The sequence below is a fragment of the Agrococcus sp. SGAir0287 genome (genome assembly GCF_005484985.1).
In the GTDB taxonomy this organism is placed as follows: Bacteria; Actinomycetota; Actinomycetes; order Actinomycetales; family Microbacteriaceae; genus Agrococcus.
In genome coordinates, this window is sequence record NZ_CP027942.1 from 986,811 (window position 1) to 1,003,025 (window position 16,215).

The window sequence follows — 16,215 nt, forward strand, 5'->3', positions numbered from 1 at the left end:
GCTCACGACCGAAGGAGGCGCCATGGCGACGACCGACGAGCCCACGAGCGCGACGCCGCCCGCGACGACCGACGAGCGCGGCGGCAAGGGCCTGAAGGCGAACGCCATCGGCTTCTGGGACGGTCTCGCGATCGGCCTCGACTCCACGGCGCCGGCCTACTCGCTCGCCGCCGTCCTCGGGTCGATCGTCGTGATCGTCGGCGTGAAGGCGCCCGCGGTGCTGCTCGTGTCGTTCATCCCCATGTTCCTCATCGCCGGCGCGTTCTCGTACATGAACCGAGCCGACCAGGACTGCGGCACGACGTTCTCCTGGGTCACCCGCGCGATGGGGCCGTGGGTCGGATGGATGGGCGGCTGGGCCATCTTCACGACGGGCGTGCTCGTCATCGGCGCGCAGGCCGACGTCTCGGCCTACTACCTGCTCGACATCGTCGGGCTGCACGACCTGCGCGACACGCGCTGGGTCGTCGTCGCGCTCGCGGTGATCATCATCGTGATCATGACGCTCATCTGCGTCATCGGCACCGAGCTGTCGGCCATGGTGCAGCGCGTCATGGTGCTCGCGCAGGTCGGCGCCGTGCTGCTCTTCGCGGGCCTCGGCATCGCCGCGATGGCGACCGGGAACGTCGCCGCCGACGCGCCCGCCTTCTCGCTCGACTGGCTGAACCCCGTCGGCGTCGAGCCGAGCGCGCTCATCGCCGGGATGCTGCTGGGCGTCTTCATCTACTGGGGCTGGGAGTCGGCGGTCAACCTCTCCGAGGAGTCCAAGGACTCGGCGACCGCGCCCGGCCTCGCGGGCATCGTGTCGACCGTGCTGCTGCTCGTGACCTACCTCACGACCGCGATCGCGATCATCGGCGTCGCGGGGCTGTCGACCGTCGAGGCGTACGACGACGACGCCGGCCTCTTCGGGGCCGTGGCGAGCCAGGTCATGGGGCCCTTCGGTTGGGTCCTCGTGCTCTCGATCATCATCTCGGGGCTCGCGTCGACGCAGACGACGATCCTGCCCGCATCCCGCACGTCCCTCTCGATGGCGGTCGCAGGCGCCTTCCCCAAGGCGTTCGGGCGCGTGCACGAGCGCTTCGAGACGCCGGCGTTCGGCACCTGGGTCATCGGCATCGTCGCGATCGTCTGGTACGTCGCCGCATCGATCGTGAGCGAGAACTTCCTCTTCGACTCGCTCACGGCGCTGTCGATCGTCGTCGCCTTCTACTACGCGCTGACGGGCATCGCCTGCGTCATCTACTGGCGGCACGCGCTGCTGCGCAGCGTGCGCGGATTCCTGCTCGTCGGCGTCGGGCCGGCGATCGGCTCGGTCGTGCTGCTCGTCCTGCTCGTCGCCGCAGCGATCGAGCAGGCCGATCCCGAGGCGTCGTACTCGGGCACGCCGATCCTCGGCGTCGGCGCACCGCTCGCGATCGCGATCGGGCTCTTCCTCGTCGGCATCGGGCTCATGGTCGCGTGGTACCTCACCGAGGGACGCGCGTTCTTCGCCAGGCGCGGCGGGGAGGCCGTGTCGCAGGAGGTCGCGACCGCGGCGCTCGGGCCCATCGAGCTCGCGCGCTCGGGCGCACGCGACGGCGCATAGCAGGCGCAGAGGATGCGGGAGCAGGCTGACGCCATGACGACGATCGCCGACTTCACCATGACCAGGAACGACGGATCCGAGCAGCCGCTCGCCGAGTACGCGGGCAAGGTCGTGCTCGTGGTGAACACGGCCTCGTCGTGCGGCTTCACGCCGCAGTACGAGGGCCTCGAGGAGCTGCACCGGCAGTACGGCGACCAGGGCCTCGTCGTGCTCGGCTTCCCCTCCGACCAGTTCAAGCAGGAGACGGGCGACGACGCGGCCATCGCGGAGTTCTGCCAGGTCAACTACGGCGTGACGTTCCCGCTGTCGACGAAGGTCGCGGTGAACGGCAAGGATGCGCACCCGCTCTTCCAGTGGCTGCGCAAGGAGAAGGGCGGCATCCTCGGCGACGCCATCAAGTGGAACTTCACCAAGTTCCTCGTCGGCCGCGACGGCGCCGTGGTCGAGCGGTACGCGCCGAGGGTCGAGCCGAAGGACATCGCGCCCGACGTCGAGCGCGCGCTCGCGGCCTGACGGCAGGCGCGTCGTCGCCGGACGCGGCGGCGCGCCCGGGCTCCGGCACGGGAATGCCACGTTCGCCGAGCGCGTGCCCCGAGGTGCATCCTCGGCGCGCGCCTCCCATGCCGCTGACGGTATGCTGGGAGGACACTCCGACCCCATCCGCGTCTTCGGGATGCGAGAGAGGCCGCCGTGATCGCACTCGTCGCCGCATACGCCATCGTGGCGCTGGTCGCGAGCGCGCTCAGCGCCCGCCTCGGTCGACGCGTCTTCCTCGTGCCCGCCGTGCTCAGCGCGGCCGGCGCGGTCTGGTTCGCCCTGCAGGCGCCTGCGGTCGCCGCCGGCGAGGTGCTGCAGGAGCGCATCGAGTGGATGCCGACGCTCGACGTCGCCATCGACCTCCGGCTCACGCCGCCGGCTTGGCTCCTCGCGATGGTCGTGACGGGCGTCGGCGCCCTGATCTTCGCCTACTGCGCGTGGTACTTCCGATCGGCGTCGCTGGCGCCGCGCACGGTCGGGCTGCTCACGGGCTTCGCGGGCAGCATGCTCGGCCTCGTGCTCTCCGACGACCTCGTGCTGCTCGTCGTGTTCTGGGAGCTCACGACGGTGTTCAGCTACCTCCTCGTCGGCCTGAACCACCACGTCCGCAAGAACCGCATCGCGGCCCACTCGGCGCTCGTCGTCACGACGATCGGCGGCCTGTCCCTGCTCGTCGGCGTGCTCATGGTCGGGCACGAGGCCGGCTCCCTCTCGCTGGCCGCCGTGCTCGCGGAGGCGCCGCAGACCGCCGTCGCGTCCGTCGGCGTCGCGCTCGCCGTCGTCGGCGCGCTCGCGAAGTCGGCGATCGTGCCCTTCCAGTTCTGGCTGCCGGGCGCCATGGCCGCGCCGACGCCGGTCTCCGCGTTCCTCCACGCGGCGGCGATGGTCAAGGCGGGCGTCTTCCTCGTCGCCGTCCTCACGCCGGCCTTCGCGGACCTGCCGTGGTGGCGGCCGACGCTCATCGTGCTCGGTGCCGTCACCATGCTGCTCGGCGCCGCCCGCGCCCTCAAGCAGCTGGACGCGAAGGTGCTGCTCGCGCACGGCACGGTGAGCCAGCTCGGCCTGCTCATCACGATCATCGGCATCGGCACGGCGCAGGCGATGCTCGCGGGCCTCGCCATGCTGGCAGCGCACGCGATGTTCAAGGCCGCGCTGTTCATGGTGGTCGGGGCCGTCGATCGCGCGTACGGCACGCGCGACCTGCGGCGGCTCGGAGGGGTGGGCCGAGACCATCCCGTCCTCGCGGTCGCGGCGTTCGTCGCCGCGGCCGCCATGGCAGGGGTGCCGCCCGCCCTCGCGTTCGTCGCGAAGGAGTCGGGCCTCGCCGCCGCCGAGCACGCGTCGCACATGGAGGGCCTCGACCCGTGGGTCGGGTACGTCGCCCTCGTCGCGCTCGCGATCGGCGCGGCCATGACCGTCGCGTACACGCTGCGCCTCACGGTCGCCGTCTTCCTCGGTCCTCGTCGCGACGACGCGACGACCTCCGACCGCCTCGTCTGGCCCATGGTCGCGATGCCCGTCGTGCTCGCGGCCGTCGGGCTCGGGCTCGGCTTCGCGGGCGAGCCGCTCACGCAGGTGCTCGAGCCCGCGATCGCGCCGGCGCTCGGCGCCGACGACATCGAGCGTCTCGCGCTCTGGCACGGCGTGAGCGTGCCGCTGCTGCTCACGATCGCGGCGCTGCTCGTGGGTGCCCTCGTCTGGCTGACCCTCGGGCGCCGGATGGGCGAGCAGACCGCCGTCGACCCGTTCGAGCGCGGCTTCCGCGGGCTCATCCGCGGCATCGACCGCCTCGCGGTCGAGGTGACCGGCCGCACCCAGACGGGCTCGCTGCCGCTGCACGTCGCGACGATCCTCGCGACGGTCGTCGCCCTGCCGGGCGTCGTCGTGCTCGCGAGCGGCGCGTTCCTGCAGCCCGTCCGCCTCGCCGACGGACCCGGCCAGCTGCTCGTCGTCGTCGCCGTGGTCATCGCCGGCGTGTTCGCGGCGAACACGCGCGGTCGCCTGAAGACCTTCATGCTGCTCTCCGTCGTCGGCTACGGCGTCGCCGTCCTCTTCCTCCTGCACGGCGCACCCGATCTCGCGCTCACGCAGGTGCTCTGCGAGACGGTGCTGCTCGTGCTGCTCGTGCTCGTGCTGCGACGCCAGCCGAAGTACTTCACCGACCGCCCGCTGCGCTCGAGCAGGTGGCTGCGCGCGGCCCTCGCGATCGGCGTCGGCGCCGTCGCCTCGCTCATCGCGGTCGCCGCGGCGGGCGCGCGCATCGACGTGCCCATCTCCGAGGGCTTCTACGAGCGGGCGTACGACTTCGGCTACGGCTCGAACATCGTGAACGTGACCCTCGTCGACATCCGCTCGTGGGACACGCTCGGCGAGATCGCGGTGCTGCTCGTCGCCGCGACCGGCGTCGCGAGCCTCATCTTCATCCGCACCCGGGCCGCGGACCCGCGCGGCACGCTCCGCGGCGACCGCGGGCGCCCGGACGCGACGGGCGGCCGCGCGAGCACGTTCCTGCGCGGCGGTCGCGGCGTCGAGGCGCAGGATGCCGCACCCGTGCTCGAGATGATGACGCGCCTCATGTTCCCCGTCATGGTCGTCGTGTCGATCTACCTGCTGCTCGTCGGCCACAACCTGCCCGGCGGCGGCTTCGCGGGCGGACTCGTGGGCGGACTCGCGATCGCCCTGCGCTACCTCGCCGCGGGCCGCGACGAGCTCGCGAACGCCGCGCCCTTCGACGCCGGACGCCTCCTCGGCGTGGGCATCGCGGTGGCGGCGGTCAGCATGCTGTGGCCGGTGCTGATCGGCGGGCGCATCGGCGAGTCGTACCGCATCGACCTCGACCTGCCCGTGCTCGGCGAGTCCTATCTCGTGACGACCGTCGTCTTCGACGTCGGCGTGTACTTCATCGTCGTCGGCGCCATGCTCGACTTCGTGCGCAGCCTCGGCGCCGGCATCGACGTGCAGGTGCGGCAGGGCATGGCGCCCGTGCCGATCGCGCAGTCCGACCGCGTGCGGACGTGGGAGTCGTCGTGATCCCCAGCCTCGCCCTCGTCGTCGCCGGCGGCGCGCTCATCGCGTGCGGCGTCTACCTCATCCTCGAGCGCTCGATCCTGCGCATCATGGCGGGCGTCATCCTCGCCGGCAACGGCGTCAACCTGCTCTTCATCGTCGCGAGCGGCCCCGCGGGTCGTGCGCCGATCATCGGCGAGGGGCAGGACGCGATCGCCGACCCGCTGCCGCAGGCGTTCGTGCTCACGGCGATCGTCATCTCGCTCGCGGCGAGCGCCTTCCTGCTCGCGCTCTCGTACCGGTCGTTCCAGCTCGACGGCCACGACGAGGTCGCCGACGACGTCGAGGACGCGCTGGTGCGTCGCCGTGCCGAGGCCGACCTCACCTCGGCGTCGTTCGCCGAGCGGCCCGGGGTCGACGACGACACCGAGTCGGGCGGCGTGCAGGCGCCCGACGCGGTGCCCGAGGACGCCGTGCCCGACGACGCGACCGAGGAGCACATGCCCGAGCCGGGTGCCGACCACACCGACAGCGAGCACGCGATCGAGCCGGAGGGGAGGGGCTGATGGATGCCGTGAACCTCATCCCGCTGCCGGTGCTGCTGCCGCTCGTCGGCGCTGGCGTCGCCATGTGCTTCCCGCGCAGCCCGCGCGTGCAGCGCATCGTCTCGGCGATCTCGCTGTCGCTCGTGCTCGTCGTCGCCGTCCTGCTCGTGGCGCTGTCCACCGCCGGGCCGCAGGCGCTCTGGGTCGGCGCGTGGCCCGAGGGGCTCGGCATCGTGCTCGTCGCCGATCGGCTCTCGTCGCTCATGGTGCTCGTGTCGAGCATCGTCACGATCACGGTGCTCGTCTTCGCCACGCGCCAGGACCAGGATGCCGGCACGCGCGAGGCGCCGGTGTCGATCTTCCATCCGACCTACCTCGTGCTCTCGGCGGGCGTCGCGAACGCGTTCCTCGCCGGCGACCTCTTCAACCTGTTCGTCGGCTTCGAGATGCTGCTGTTCGCGTCGTACGTGCTGCTCACGCTCGGCGCGCCGCGCGAGCGCGTCCGCGCCGGCAGCACGTACATCGTCGTGAGCATCGTCTCCTCGACGCTCTTCCTGGTCGCGATCGCCGTCGTCTACGGCGCGGTCGGCACCGTGAACTTCGCGCAGATGGCCGAGCGGCTGCCGCAGCTCGGCGAGGGCATCCAGCTCACGATCCAGCTGCTGCTGCTCACGGTCTTCGCGATCAAGGCGGCGATCTTCCCGCTGTCGGCCTGGCTGCCGGACTCGTACCCGACCGCGCCGGCCTCGGTCACCGCCGTCTTCGCCGGCCTGCTGACGAAGGTCGGCGTCTACGCCATCATCCGGCTGCAGACGCTGCTGTTCCCGCAGAGCCCGCTCACCGACCTGCTGCTGTGGGTCGCGCTCGCGACCATGGTCGTCGGCATCCTCGGCGCGCTCGCGCAGAACGAGATCAAGCGACTGCTGTCGTTCACGCTCGTGAGCCACATCGGCTACATGGTGCTCGGCATCGGCCTCGCGACCGAGGCGGGGCTCGCGGGCTCGATCTTCTACGTGGCGCACCACATCCTGATCCAGACGGCGCTGTTCCTCGTCGTCGGGCTCATCGAGCGCGCGGGCGGCTCGACGTCGATGTCCCGGATCGGCGGCCTCGCCTCCATCCCGGTGCTCGCGGTGCTGTTCTTCGTCCCTGCCATCAACCTCGCGGGACTGCCGCCCTTCTCGGGCTTCCTCGGCAAGGTCGCGCTCTTCCAGGCGGGCATCGCCGAGGGCACGCCGCTCGCGTACGCGCTCGTGTTCGGCGGCATCGCCACGAGCCTGCTCACGCTGCTCGCGATCATCCGCGTGTGGCATCGTGCGTTCTGGGAGCCCGCGCAGGAGGAGCACGCCGAGCACCGCAGGCTCCCGGCGTCGTGGCTCGTGACGGCCGGCGCGCTCGTGGCCGTGACGTGCGCGATCTCGATCGTCGCCGGCCCGCTCTCGACGTTCTCGACCGACGCCGCGCACGATCTGCGCGCCCAGACGTACGTGACCGCGGTCGAGGAGGCGGTGCCGTGATGCGACGCGTGCATCGACGCTTGAAGGCTCGTCTGTCGTGGACCGCCACGATCGGCCTCACGATCGTGTGGATGGTGCTGTGGGGCGACCTGTCGATCGCGGCCGCCGTGCTCGGCCTCGTGGTCGCGCTCGGGGTGCAGGTCGCCTTCCCCCTCCCCGACGTGCCCGAGATGGAGCGGTTCCGGCCGCTGGCGCTCCTCCATCTGATCGCCTGGGTCGGCTGGGGCCTCGTCAAGGCGAGCGTCATCGTCTCGATCGGCGTGCTCGCCGTGCGACGCCCCGTGCAGCATGCGCTCATCCGCGTGCCCCTCCGCAGCGAGAGCCCGTTCGTGAAGGCGATGACGGTCGAGGTCGTCACCCTGATCCCGGGGTCCGTCATCGTGGAGCTCGACCGGCACGAGATCCTGCTGCACGTCTTCGACGCCTCGAGCCCCGCCTCCATCCAGCGTGCGCGCGACGAGGTGCACGACGCCGAGCGCCTGCTCGTGCGCGCCTTCGCGTCGCGCGCGGAGCGCGCCCGCTACGAGGAGGTGACCGCGTGAGCGACTGGGTGCTCGTCGTCGCCGGCGTTCTGCTCGCCGCCGCCGCCGTCATGGCGATCGTCCGACTCGTGCGAGGACCCTCGCCGATCGACCGCGTGCTCGCGACCGACGTGCTCATCGCCGTCGTCGTCGGCGTCCTCGCGATCGAGGCCGCCGTCTCCCAGCACGCCTACACCGTGCCGGTCATGCTCGTGCTCTCGCTCGTCGCCTTCGCCGGCACCGTCGCGATGGCCCGCTACGTCGCGAGCCGCGCCGCCACGATGCGCACGGACGAGGAGGACGACGCATGACCCTCCTCGAGACGATCCTCACGGTCGCCGGCGCCATCCTCATCCTGCTCGGCGCCCTGCTCACCGTCATCGCAGCCTTCGGCCTCCTGCGGCTGCCCGACGCGCTCGGCCGCATGCACACCGCGTCGAAGCCGCAGACGCTCGGCATCGCGCTCATCGCGATCGGCCTCGCGCTCGAGCTGCGCGATCCGCTCGCGACGGGCATGCTCCTGCTCGTCGCGCTGCTGCAGCTGCTCACGGCGCCCGTGGCGAGCCAGATGATGTCGCGCTCGGCGTACCTGGCGAAGCAGTACCGCACCGACCTGCTCGTCGAGGACGAGACCGACGACGAGCGCTGAGCGCCGCCGCATGCGGGAGCGGACGCCGTCCGCCGTGCGCGTCGGCTACGATCGAGGCACAACTGCAGAACCCGGCCGTCGCAGCCCATGCGGAAGAGTCGCCTCGCGCGACACCGAAGGAGCAAGCACTCCCCGCCAACCTCTCAGGTCCGAAGACCGCATGCGCAGGCCGCTCAGGAGCACCGGCGATCCGTCGCGCGACTGAGGGGGAGTCCCGATCCACTCACGACGAGGACTCATGCCCGAGATCTTGCACACCCCGCTCGAGGCCAGGCACACGGCCGCCGGCGCCCAGCTGACCGAGTTCGGCGGCTGGATGATGCCGCTGCGCTACGGCTCCGACCTGGCCGAGCACGCCGCAGTCCGCGAGCGCGCCGGCCTCTTCGACCTCAGCCACATGGCCGAGCTGCGCGTGCGCGGCGCCGAGGCGGGGGCCTTCCTGGACCACGCGCTCGCCGGCCGCCTGTCGGCGCTCGAGCTCGGGCAGGCGCGCTACACGCTGCTGCTGGCGGAGTCCGGCGGCATCCTCGACGACCTCATCGTCTACCGGCTCGGGGCGTCCGAGTGGCTCGTCGTCGCGAACGCGGGCAACCGCGCCGTCGTCGCCGAGGCGCTCGCCGAGCGCGTCGCCGGCTTCGACGCGACGGTCGTCGACGAGACCGAGGAGATCGCGCTCGTCGCCGTGCAGGGGCCCGCGTCGCAGGCGATCGTCGAGGCGATCGGCCTCGAGTCGTCGCCGCTCGACGAGCTCGGCTACTACCGCGTCCTCGAGGCGGTCTTCGAGGGCGAGGACGTGCTCGTCGCCCGCACCGGCTACACCGGCGAGGACGGCTTCGAGCTCTACGTGCCCGCGCACGCAGCCTCGGACCTGTGGGATGCGCTCGTGCGCGTCGGCACGCCCATGGGCCTGCAGCCGTGCGGCCTCGCCGCGCGCGACACGCTGCGCCTCGAGGCGGGCATGCCGCTGTACGGCCACGAGCTGTCGACCGAGACGCTGCCTGCGCAGGTCGGCGTCGGCCGCTCGGTCGCGCTGCGCACGAAGGGCGACTTCGTCGGCCGCGAGGCCGTCGAGGCCGGGCCCGCCGCCGACGCGCCCGTGCTCGTCGGCCTCGTCGCCGAGGGTCGCCGCGCCGGCCGCGCCGGCTACCCGGTGCTCGACGGCGACGCCGAGGTCGGCGTCGTCACCTCGGGCGCCCTCTCGCCGACCCTCGGCCACCCCATCGCCATGGCGCTCGTGACCCCCGGCCACTCGGGATCCCTCGCCATCGACGTGCGCGGCACGCGCATCCCCGTCACCATCGTCGACCTCCCCTTCTACCGCCGTCAGGAGCGAGCATGACCACGCAGTACACCGCAGACCACGAGTGGGTGCGCGCCGAGGGCGACGCCCACGTCCTCGGCGTCACCGAGCACGCGCAGCAGCAGCTGGGCGACGTCGTCTACGTCGACCTGCCCGAGGTGGGTCGTACCTTCTCCAGCGGCGAGGCCATCGGCGAGATCGAGTCGACGAAGTCGGTCGGCGAGCTCTTCGCGCCCGCCGACGGCGAGGTCGTGGCGGTCAACGACGAGGTCGCGGGCGACCCGACGCTCGTGAACCAGGACGCCGAGGGTGCGGGCTGGCTCGTCAAGGTCCGCTTCACCTCCGAGCCCGAGCTGCTCGACGCCGCGGCCTACCAGGCGACGCTCTCCTGATGCGGCCCTTCCGCGACCGCCACATCGGCACGTCGTCGGCGGCGCAGCAGACGATGCTGCAGCTGCTCGGCCACGACTCGCTCGAGTCGCTCATGGATGCGGCGGTGCCCGCGGGCATCCGCTCGACGCCCGAGGGCATCGGCGCCGCGCTCACCGAGCGCGAGGCCGCGCAGCGGCTCGCGGAGCTCGCGCGTCGCAACACCGTGCGGCGCAGCGCCATCGGCCTCGGCTACCACGGCACGATCACGCCGGCGCCGATCCGCCGCAACATCCTCGAGAACCCGTCCTGGTACACGGCGTACACGCCGTACCAGCCCGAGATCTCGCAGGGTCGCCTCGAGGCGCTCATCAACTTCCAGACGATGATCGCCGACCTCACGGGCCTCGACACCGCGAACGCGTCGATGCTCGACGAGTCGACGGCGGTCGTCGAGGGCATGCTGCTGGCCCGGCGGGTGTCGAGGTCGTCCTCGAACGTCTTCCTCGTGGACGCGGATGCGCTGCCCCAGACGAAGGCGCTGCTCGCGCACCGCGCCGAGGCCGTCGGCATCGAGTTGCACGAGACGCCGTTCGATCGCGACGGCGCGCCCGGCCACGAGCAGCCACCGAGCGACATCGACGTCTTCGGCGCGTTCATCCAGTACCCGGGCGCCTCCGGGCGCGTGTGGGATCCGCGCGTGGTCATCGACGCCGTCAAGGCGGCCGGCGGCGTCGTCGTCGTCGGCGCCGACCTGCTCGCGCTCGCGCTCATCGAGTCGCCCGGCTCGCTCGGCGCCGACATCGCCGTGGGCTCGTCGCAGCGCTTCGGCGTGCCCATGGGCTTCGGCGGTCCGCACGCCGGCTACCTCGCCGTGCGCTCGGGGCTCGAGCGGCAGATGCCCGGCCGGCTCGTGGGCGTGTCGAAGGACGCCGACGGCTATCCCGCCTACCGGCTCACCCTGCAGACGCGCGAGCAGCACATCCGCCGCGAGAAGGCGACGAGCAACATCTGCACCGCGCAGGTGCTGCTCGCGGTCATGGCGTCGATGTACGCGGTGTACCACGGCCCTGACGGCATCCGTCGGATCGCCGAGGACGTGCACCTGGCCGCGCTGCGGCTGCAGGCGGCCGCCCGCGCCGCCGGCATCGAGGTCGTGCACGACGACGTCTTCGACACCGTGCGCCTGCGCCTGCCCGGTCGGGCGCGCCAGGCGGCCGAGACGGCGCGCGCTCGCGGCGTGCTCGTGCACGTCGTCGACGAGGACACGCTGCAGGCGACCGTCGACGAGCTGTGGGCCGAGACGGGCATCGGCGACCTGCTCGCCGCGCTCGACCTGCAGGACGCCGGCGCCGTCGAGCCGTCGATCGCGCTGCCGCGCACGACCGAGTTCATGACGCACGAGGTGTTCGCGACGCACCGGTCCGAGACGTCGCTCATGCGCTACGCCAAGCGCCTGAGCGACAAGGACTACGCGCTCGATCGCGGCATGATCCCGCTGGGCTCGTGCACGATGAAGCTCAACGCCGCGACCGAGATGGAGCCGGTGTCGTGGCCGGAGTTCGCCGAGCTGCATCCGTACGCACCCGTGGGCGACGCCGCGGGCACGCTCGCGATGATCGACGAGCTCTCCGCATGGCTCGCGGCCCTCACGGGCTACGACGTCGTCTCGCTGCAGCCGAACGCCGGCAGCCAGGGCGAGCTCGCCGGACTCCTCGCCATCCGCGGCTACCACCGCTCGCGCGGCGACGAGGGGCGCGACGTCTGCCTCATCCCGGCCTCGGCGCACGGCACCAACGCCGCCTCCGCCGTGCTCGCGGGCATGCGGGTCGTCGTCGTCGCGACGGACGAGGGCGGCGACGTCGACCTCGCCGACCTCGAGGCGAAGGTGTCGGCGAACGCCGATCGCCTCGCGGCGCTCATGATCACCTACCCCTCGACCCATGGCGTGTACGAGGAGGGGGTGCGGCGCGTCTGCGAGCTCGTGCACGATGCGGGCGGCCAGGTCTACATCGACGGCGCGAACCTCAACGCGCTCGTGGGCCACGCATCCTTCGGCGACGTGGGCGGCGACGTCAGCCACCTCAACCTGCACAAGACGTTCTGCATCCCGCACGGCGGCGGCGGCCCCGGCGTCGGTCCCGTCGCGGCGAAGCAGCACCTCGCCGAGTTCCTGCCGCGCGACCCGCGGGAGGCGCCCATCGAGGTCGACGGCCTCGTGCTCGGCGCGCGACCCGTGTCGGCGGCGCCGTGGGGCTCCGCGTCGATCCTGCCGATCTCGTGGAGCTACGTGCGGATGATGGGCACGGAGGGCCTCACGGCGGCGACGGCGGCGGCGGTGCTCGCGGCGAACTACGTCGCGGCGCGGCTGCGCGACCACTTCCCGGTGCTGTACTCGGGCCCGGACGGCCTCGTGGCGCACGAGTGCATCCTCGACCTGCGCCCGCTCACGGCCGAGACCGGCGTCACGAACGACGACGTCGCGAAGCGGCTCGTCGACTACGGCTTCCACGCGCCGACCATGTCGTTCCCCGTCGCGGGCACGCTCATGGTCGAGCCGACGGAGTCGGAGGACCTCGCCGAGCTCGACCGGTTCTGCGACGCGATGATCGCGATCAAGGCCGAGGCCGAGCGCGTGCGCGCGGGGGAGTGGCCGCTCGAGGAGAGCCCGCTGCGTCGGGCCCCCCACACGGCGGGCTCGATCGTGCGCGACTGGGAGCGGCCGTACACGCGCGAGCAGGCGGTCTTCCCCGTGCCCGGGGTCGAGCACGCCAAGTACTGGCCGCCGGTCTCGCGCATCGACCAGGCGTTCGGCGACCGCAACCTCGTGTGCGCCTGCCCGCCGCCGGAGGCGTTCGCCGACTGAGCCGCAACCTGGCAGCGCGCGTCAGGGTGCGTCCGTAGGATCGTCGGCGCACCCTGGCGACGCCCGCCAGCACGGTCTCGAGCACGGAGGTTCGCATGCGCGCTGCGCGCCCCTCGGTCGTCGTCGTCGTCGCGAGCGTCGTCCTGCTCACGGGCTGCGGCCCGTCGCTGCCCGTCTCCGTGATCGAGGGTTCCGACGTCGCGATCGGCTGGCGTGGGGAGCTCACGAGCGTCAACGCGGCGTCGAGCGCGGGCGCGACGCCCGGCAACCTCGACGTCGCCGCCGCGACGCGGTCGCAGTTCGCGGCGATCGGGCTCGACGGATCCCTCGTCGCGAACGTCGACCTCGGCGAGGTCGAGATCGTCGACGACGAGCCGTTCACGGTGCGCTACGACCTCGTCGACGACGGCATGTGGTCGGACGGCGTTCCGCTCGACGCGGCCGACCTCCTGCTCGGCTGGGTCGCCGGGTCGAACGCGCTGGCGCCCGAGGGCTTCGATCCGGCCGAGTCGATCGACGAGGCGGGCGCGCTCGTCGTGCCGGCCGACGTGGCGTGGTTCGACGTCGCCGTGTCCGGCGGACTCGCGCTCGCCGACGGGCAGCCCGAGGTCGACGAGTTCGCGAGGTCGATCGACGTGCCGCTGACGGGCCCGGTCGCCGACTGGCAGACGATGCTCGAGATCGCCGTGCCCGCCCACGTCGTCGGCCGGCTCGCGTTCGGCATCGAGGATCCGATGGAGGCGAAGCAGGCGGTGGTCGACGCCATCCGCATCGCCGATCCCGAGCGGCTCGCCGCGATCGCCGCCGTGTGGAACGAGGGGTTCGACGTCTCGCCGACGACCGACGAGGGGCTGCTCGTCTCGAGCGGCCCGTACGTCGTCGACGAGATCCGCGAGGATGGCGTGACGCTCGTCGCCAACCGTCGCTACGCGGGGACGACGCCGACGATCGAGACCGTCGAGCTCGTCGCCCTGCCCGAGGACCGGCTGCTCGCCGCGCTCGGCTCCGACGTCGACGCGGTCGAGGTGCTGCCGACGGACGAGAACTGGGAGCCGATCCGCGACCTCACCCGCGACGGCGCGCAGCTCACGGCGACGCAGACCGGCAGCATCTGGACGCTGCAGCTGCGCGGCGATCGGGGCGTGCTGCAGTCGACGCTCGCGAGGCAGTCGCTGCTGCACGCCATCCCGCGCGCCGACGTCGTCGCGGCCGGTGCGGGCGCGTGGAGCGCCGAGATGGGATCCACCGACTCCGTGCTCTTCCAGACCGGCACGGGCGGCTATCAGATCTCCCTCGAGGACTCGGGCTTCGCCGACGCCTGGGGCTCGCCGGACGCCGAGCTCGCCGCGGCCGAGCGCGACCAGGCGGGCGTGCCGGCCGGCACCGCCGTGTGCGTCGTCTACGATCGCGCCGAGCCGTTCGCAGCGGGCGCGTTCGCCGCGCTCGCCGCAGGCCTCGCGGAGTCCGGGTGGACCGCTGCCGACTGCGGCGCCGACGACCTCGACGCGCGTCTCGCCGAGGGAGGCTGGGACGCGGTCATCGCATCGGTGCCGCTGCCGACGAGCGCCGCGGACGTCGCGGCGCACTGGGGCACGGGCGGCGCCGCGAACCTCACGGGCATCGGCGACCCCGCTCGCGACGAGGCCATCGCGACGGCGGCGACGAGGACCGAGCCGAACGACGTGCGCGACCTGCTCGTCGAGGTCGAGACCTCGATCGTGGCGCAGGGCGTCGCGCTGCCGCTGTCGACCGTGATCGTCGCCGACGTCGTCGCCTCGGGCATCGAGAGCGTGCAGCCCCGCAACGGACCTGACGCGAGGCTCACGTGGAACCTGCCGCAGTGGGCGCTGCCCGAGGAGTGAGCGCGCCGCGACGCCTCCGCTAGCCGTCGAGGCCGAAGAGCGCCGGCCACGCACCCGCGGCGAGCGGGTATCCGACGAAGGCGACGACGTCGATGAGGATGTGCGCGATCACGAGCGGCAGCAGGCGGCCGTATCGGCTGTAGAGCCAGCCGAAGAGCAGGCCGAGCAGCAGGTTCGAGATGAAGCCGCCCACGCCCTGGTACAGGTGGTAGGTGGCGCGCAGGAGGGCCGCGGCGATGATGATCCGGTAGCGACCCCATCCGAGGCTCCGCAGGCGCTCGAAGAGGTAGCCCACGACGATGACCTCCTCGGTCACGCCGGCGCGGAACGCCGCGACGAGCAGCACGGGGATCGTGAACCACTGCGCGTCGAGCGGGCTCGGGGCGAGCGCGGCCGTGAGGCCGAGCGCACGACCCGCGACGAAGATCGCGAGCCCCGGGATGCCGATGACGAGCAGCAGCACGGCGCCCCAGCCCGCGTCGCGGGCGGGCCGGTCGAACGTGATCCCGAGCCGCGCGAGGTGGGGGCGGCGCGCGCGCCACAGGAGCCAGCACACGAGCACGACGGGCACGAGGTCGAGGAGGTGGCCGGTCAGCTGGTACGCGAGGTCGAGCCACGGCCGATCGCTGCGCGTGGGGTTGAGCGCGACGACCTGGTCGCCGATCGGCTCCGGACGGGTGGCGAGGTCGGCGATCTGGATGATCGACCAGATCGCGCTCGCGCCGAGCGAGACGAGCAGCACGCAGGCGATCTCGACCCAGCGGGACCTGCGGGAGCCGACGAGCGGCTCGGCGTCGGGGAACCAGGGCCGCGCGAGCCGCTCCTGCGTCACGCGCCCGCCCCGGGCATCGCGCACGCCGGCGTGCCGCCCGGCAGCCGGTGGCGGTGCGCCGCGACCCAGTCGTAGCCGTGCTCGGCGACGCGGCGCAGCCCGGGCGCGGACAGCAGCGCCCCGGCCATGCGCGGCAGCGGGCCGCGCTGCCCCGACAGGAGCGCCGCGAAGGTCTGCGCGCCGTGCCAGCGGCGGCCGGACTCCCGATCGATGAGCCACGCGTAGCTCGTGACGTCGTCGAGCGTCAGGCCGAGCTCGTCGAGGTCGAGGAACTGCCACGGCTGCGCCTCGGGGAAGCGTTGCAGCGCCGCGCGGAGCCGATCGACGGCGCTCGTGCAGAAGCCGCAGTCGCCGTCGAACACCAGGAGCGCCGGAGTCACGACCTCAGCATACGGCGACGGGGGAGGCGGGGGACGCGGAGCCGTCGCCCCTGGTCTGCGCGCTCGCGCGTGCCGTCCACAACCCTTCTGCGCTGCGTTGCGCGCGCGAACGGTGCGCACCGCGCAACGATCGTGCGTCGGCGTCACGGTCCGATGTCACCCACGTCACCACTTCATAACGGTCTTGCCGCTGGGCGCCAGGCGTCCCTCCACCCGCCATAGAGTCGGGGCACCTACGCGTCT

At 72.6% G+C, this 16,215-nt stretch carries 14 protein-coding genes and 1 riboswitch; of the genes, 12 read left to right on the top strand and 2 right to left on the bottom strand.

The window, feature by feature from the left end:
• Positions 1-22: 22 nt before the first annotated feature.
• The 12 genes from C1N71_RS04675 to C1N71_RS04730 all read left to right on the top strand — a co-directional run bounded on the left by C1N71_RS04675 (position 23) and on the right by C1N71_RS04730 (position 14,760).
• Complete coding sequence (locus C1N71_RS04675) at positions 23-1,588, top strand: APC family permease (RefSeq protein ID WP_137755352.1); 1,566 nt, start codon at positions 23-25, stop codon at positions 1,586-1,588.
• 33 nt (positions 1,589-1,621) lie between these two features.
• The gene (locus C1N71_RS04680) at positions 1,622-2,101 is read left to right on the top strand and encodes a glutathione peroxidase (protein WP_137755353.1); all 480 of its coding nucleotides are present in this window, start codon (positions 1,622-1,624) and stop codon (positions 2,099-2,101) included.
• 177 nt (positions 2,102-2,278) lie between these two features.
• Positions 2,279-5,155, top strand: coding sequence for a Na+/H+ antiporter subunit A (locus tag C1N71_RS04685; RefSeq protein ID WP_137755354.1), 2,877 nt, complete (start codon positions 2,279-2,281; stop codon positions 5,153-5,155).
• Positions 5,152-5,697, top strand: a complete 546-nt coding sequence (locus C1N71_RS04690; RefSeq protein ID WP_137755355.1) for a Na(+)/H(+) antiporter subunit C — start codon at positions 5,152-5,154, stop codon at positions 5,695-5,697. Before C1N71_RS04685 ends, C1N71_RS04690 begins: the two co-directional genes overlap by 4 nt.
• Positions 5,697-7,193, top strand: a complete 1,497-nt coding sequence (locus C1N71_RS04695) for a Na+/H+ antiporter subunit D (RefSeq protein ID WP_137755356.1) — start codon at positions 5,697-5,699, stop codon at positions 7,191-7,193. Before C1N71_RS04690 ends, C1N71_RS04695 begins: the two co-directional genes overlap by 1 nt.
• 20 nt (positions 7,194-7,213) lie before the next feature.
• Positions 7,214-7,735: a Na+/H+ antiporter subunit E gene (locus C1N71_RS04700; RefSeq protein ID WP_175414106.1), complete on the top strand. Its 522-nt coding sequence runs from the start codon at positions 7,214-7,216 to the stop codon at positions 7,733-7,735.
• Positions 7,732-8,025 (top strand): monovalent cation/H+ antiporter complex subunit F, encoded by a 294-nt coding sequence (locus C1N71_RS04705; RefSeq protein ID WP_254678097.1) that lies wholly within the window; start codon positions 7,732-7,734, stop codon positions 8,023-8,025. The genes C1N71_RS04700 and C1N71_RS04705 overlap by 4 nt, the downstream gene beginning before the upstream one ends.
• A complete protein-coding gene (gene mnhG, locus C1N71_RS04710) occupies positions 8,022-8,363 on the top strand; it encodes a monovalent cation/H(+) antiporter subunit G (protein WP_137755358.1) in 342 nt (113 codons plus the stop codon). Before C1N71_RS04705 ends, mnhG begins: the two co-directional genes overlap by 4 nt.
• Before the next feature lie 80 nt (positions 8,364-8,443).
• A riboswitch (glycine riboswitch) is annotated at positions 8,444-8,532 on the top strand.
• 69 nt (positions 8,533-8,601) lie between these two features.
• Positions 8,602-9,702: a glycine cleavage system aminomethyltransferase GcvT gene (gene gcvT / locus C1N71_RS04715; protein ID WP_137755359.1), complete on the top strand. Its 1,101-nt coding sequence runs from the start codon at positions 8,602-8,604 to the stop codon at positions 9,700-9,702.
• A complete protein-coding gene (gene gcvH, locus C1N71_RS04720) occupies positions 9,699-10,055 on the top strand; it encodes a glycine cleavage system protein GcvH (RefSeq protein ID WP_137755360.1) in 357 nt (118 codons plus the stop codon). The genes gcvT and gcvH overlap by 4 nt, the downstream gene beginning before the upstream one ends.
• Entirely contained in the window at positions 10,055-12,898 is a 2,844-nt protein-coding gene (gene gcvP / locus C1N71_RS04725) for an aminomethyl-transferring glycine dehydrogenase (RefSeq protein WP_137755361.1), read from the top strand. The genes gcvH and gcvP overlap by 1 nt, the downstream gene beginning before the upstream one ends.
• A gap of 95 nt (positions 12,899-12,993) precedes the next feature.
• Positions 12,994-14,760 carry an ABC transporter substrate-binding protein gene (locus C1N71_RS04730; RefSeq protein ID WP_137755362.1) on the top strand — a complete coding sequence of 589 codons (1,767 nt, stop codon included), beginning with the start codon at positions 12,994-12,996 and terminating at the stop codon, positions 14,758-14,760.
• A gap of 19 nt (positions 14,761-14,779) precedes the next feature.
• Here the strand turns inward: C1N71_RS04730 and C1N71_RS04735 are convergent, their stop codons facing one another.
• Complete coding sequence (locus C1N71_RS04735) at positions 14,780-15,592, bottom strand: CPBP family intramembrane glutamic endopeptidase (protein WP_137755363.1); 813 nt, start codon at positions 15,590-15,592, stop codon at positions 14,780-14,782.
• On the bottom strand, positions 15,589-15,972 hold the full coding sequence (locus C1N71_RS04740) for a thiol-disulfide oxidoreductase DCC family protein (protein ID WP_137755364.1): 384 nt from the start codon (positions 15,970-15,972) through the stop codon (positions 15,589-15,591). Before C1N71_RS04740 ends, C1N71_RS04735 begins: the two co-directional genes overlap by 4 nt.
• Between the last annotated feature and the right edge of the window lie 243 nt (positions 15,973-16,215).

What these genes read in the sequence shown, in the direction of transcription:
- gcvT (WP_137755359.1), top strand. Translation starts at nt 8,602, where the DNA reads ATGCCCGAGATCTTGCACACCCCGCTCGAGGCCAGGCACACGGCCGCC.
- C1N71_RS04730 (WP_137755362.1), top strand. Translation starts at nt 12,994, where the DNA reads ATGCGCGCTGCGCGCCCCTCGGTCGTCGTCGTCGTCGCGAGCGTCGTC.
- C1N71_RS04695 (WP_137755356.1), top strand. Translation starts at nt 5,697, where the DNA reads ATGGATGCCGTGAACCTCATCCCGCTGCCGGTGCTGCTGCCGCTCGTC.
- C1N71_RS04675 (WP_137755352.1), top strand. Translation starts at nt 23, where the DNA reads ATGGCGACGACCGACGAGCCCACGAGCGCGACGCCGCCCGCGACGACC.
- mnhG (WP_137755358.1), top strand. Translation starts at nt 8,022, where the DNA reads ATGACCCTCCTCGAGACGATCCTCACGGTCGCCGGCGCCATCCTCATC.
- C1N71_RS04680 (WP_137755353.1), top strand. Translation starts at nt 1,622, where the DNA reads ATGACGACGATCGCCGACTTCACCATGACCAGGAACGACGGATCCGAG.
- gcvP (WP_137755361.1), top strand. Translation starts at nt 10,055, where the DNA reads ATGCGGCCCTTCCGCGACCGCCACATCGGCACGTCGTCGGCGGCGCAG.
- gcvH (WP_137755360.1), top strand. Translation starts at nt 9,699, where the DNA reads ATGACCACGCAGTACACCGCAGACCACGAGTGGGTGCGCGCCGAGGGC.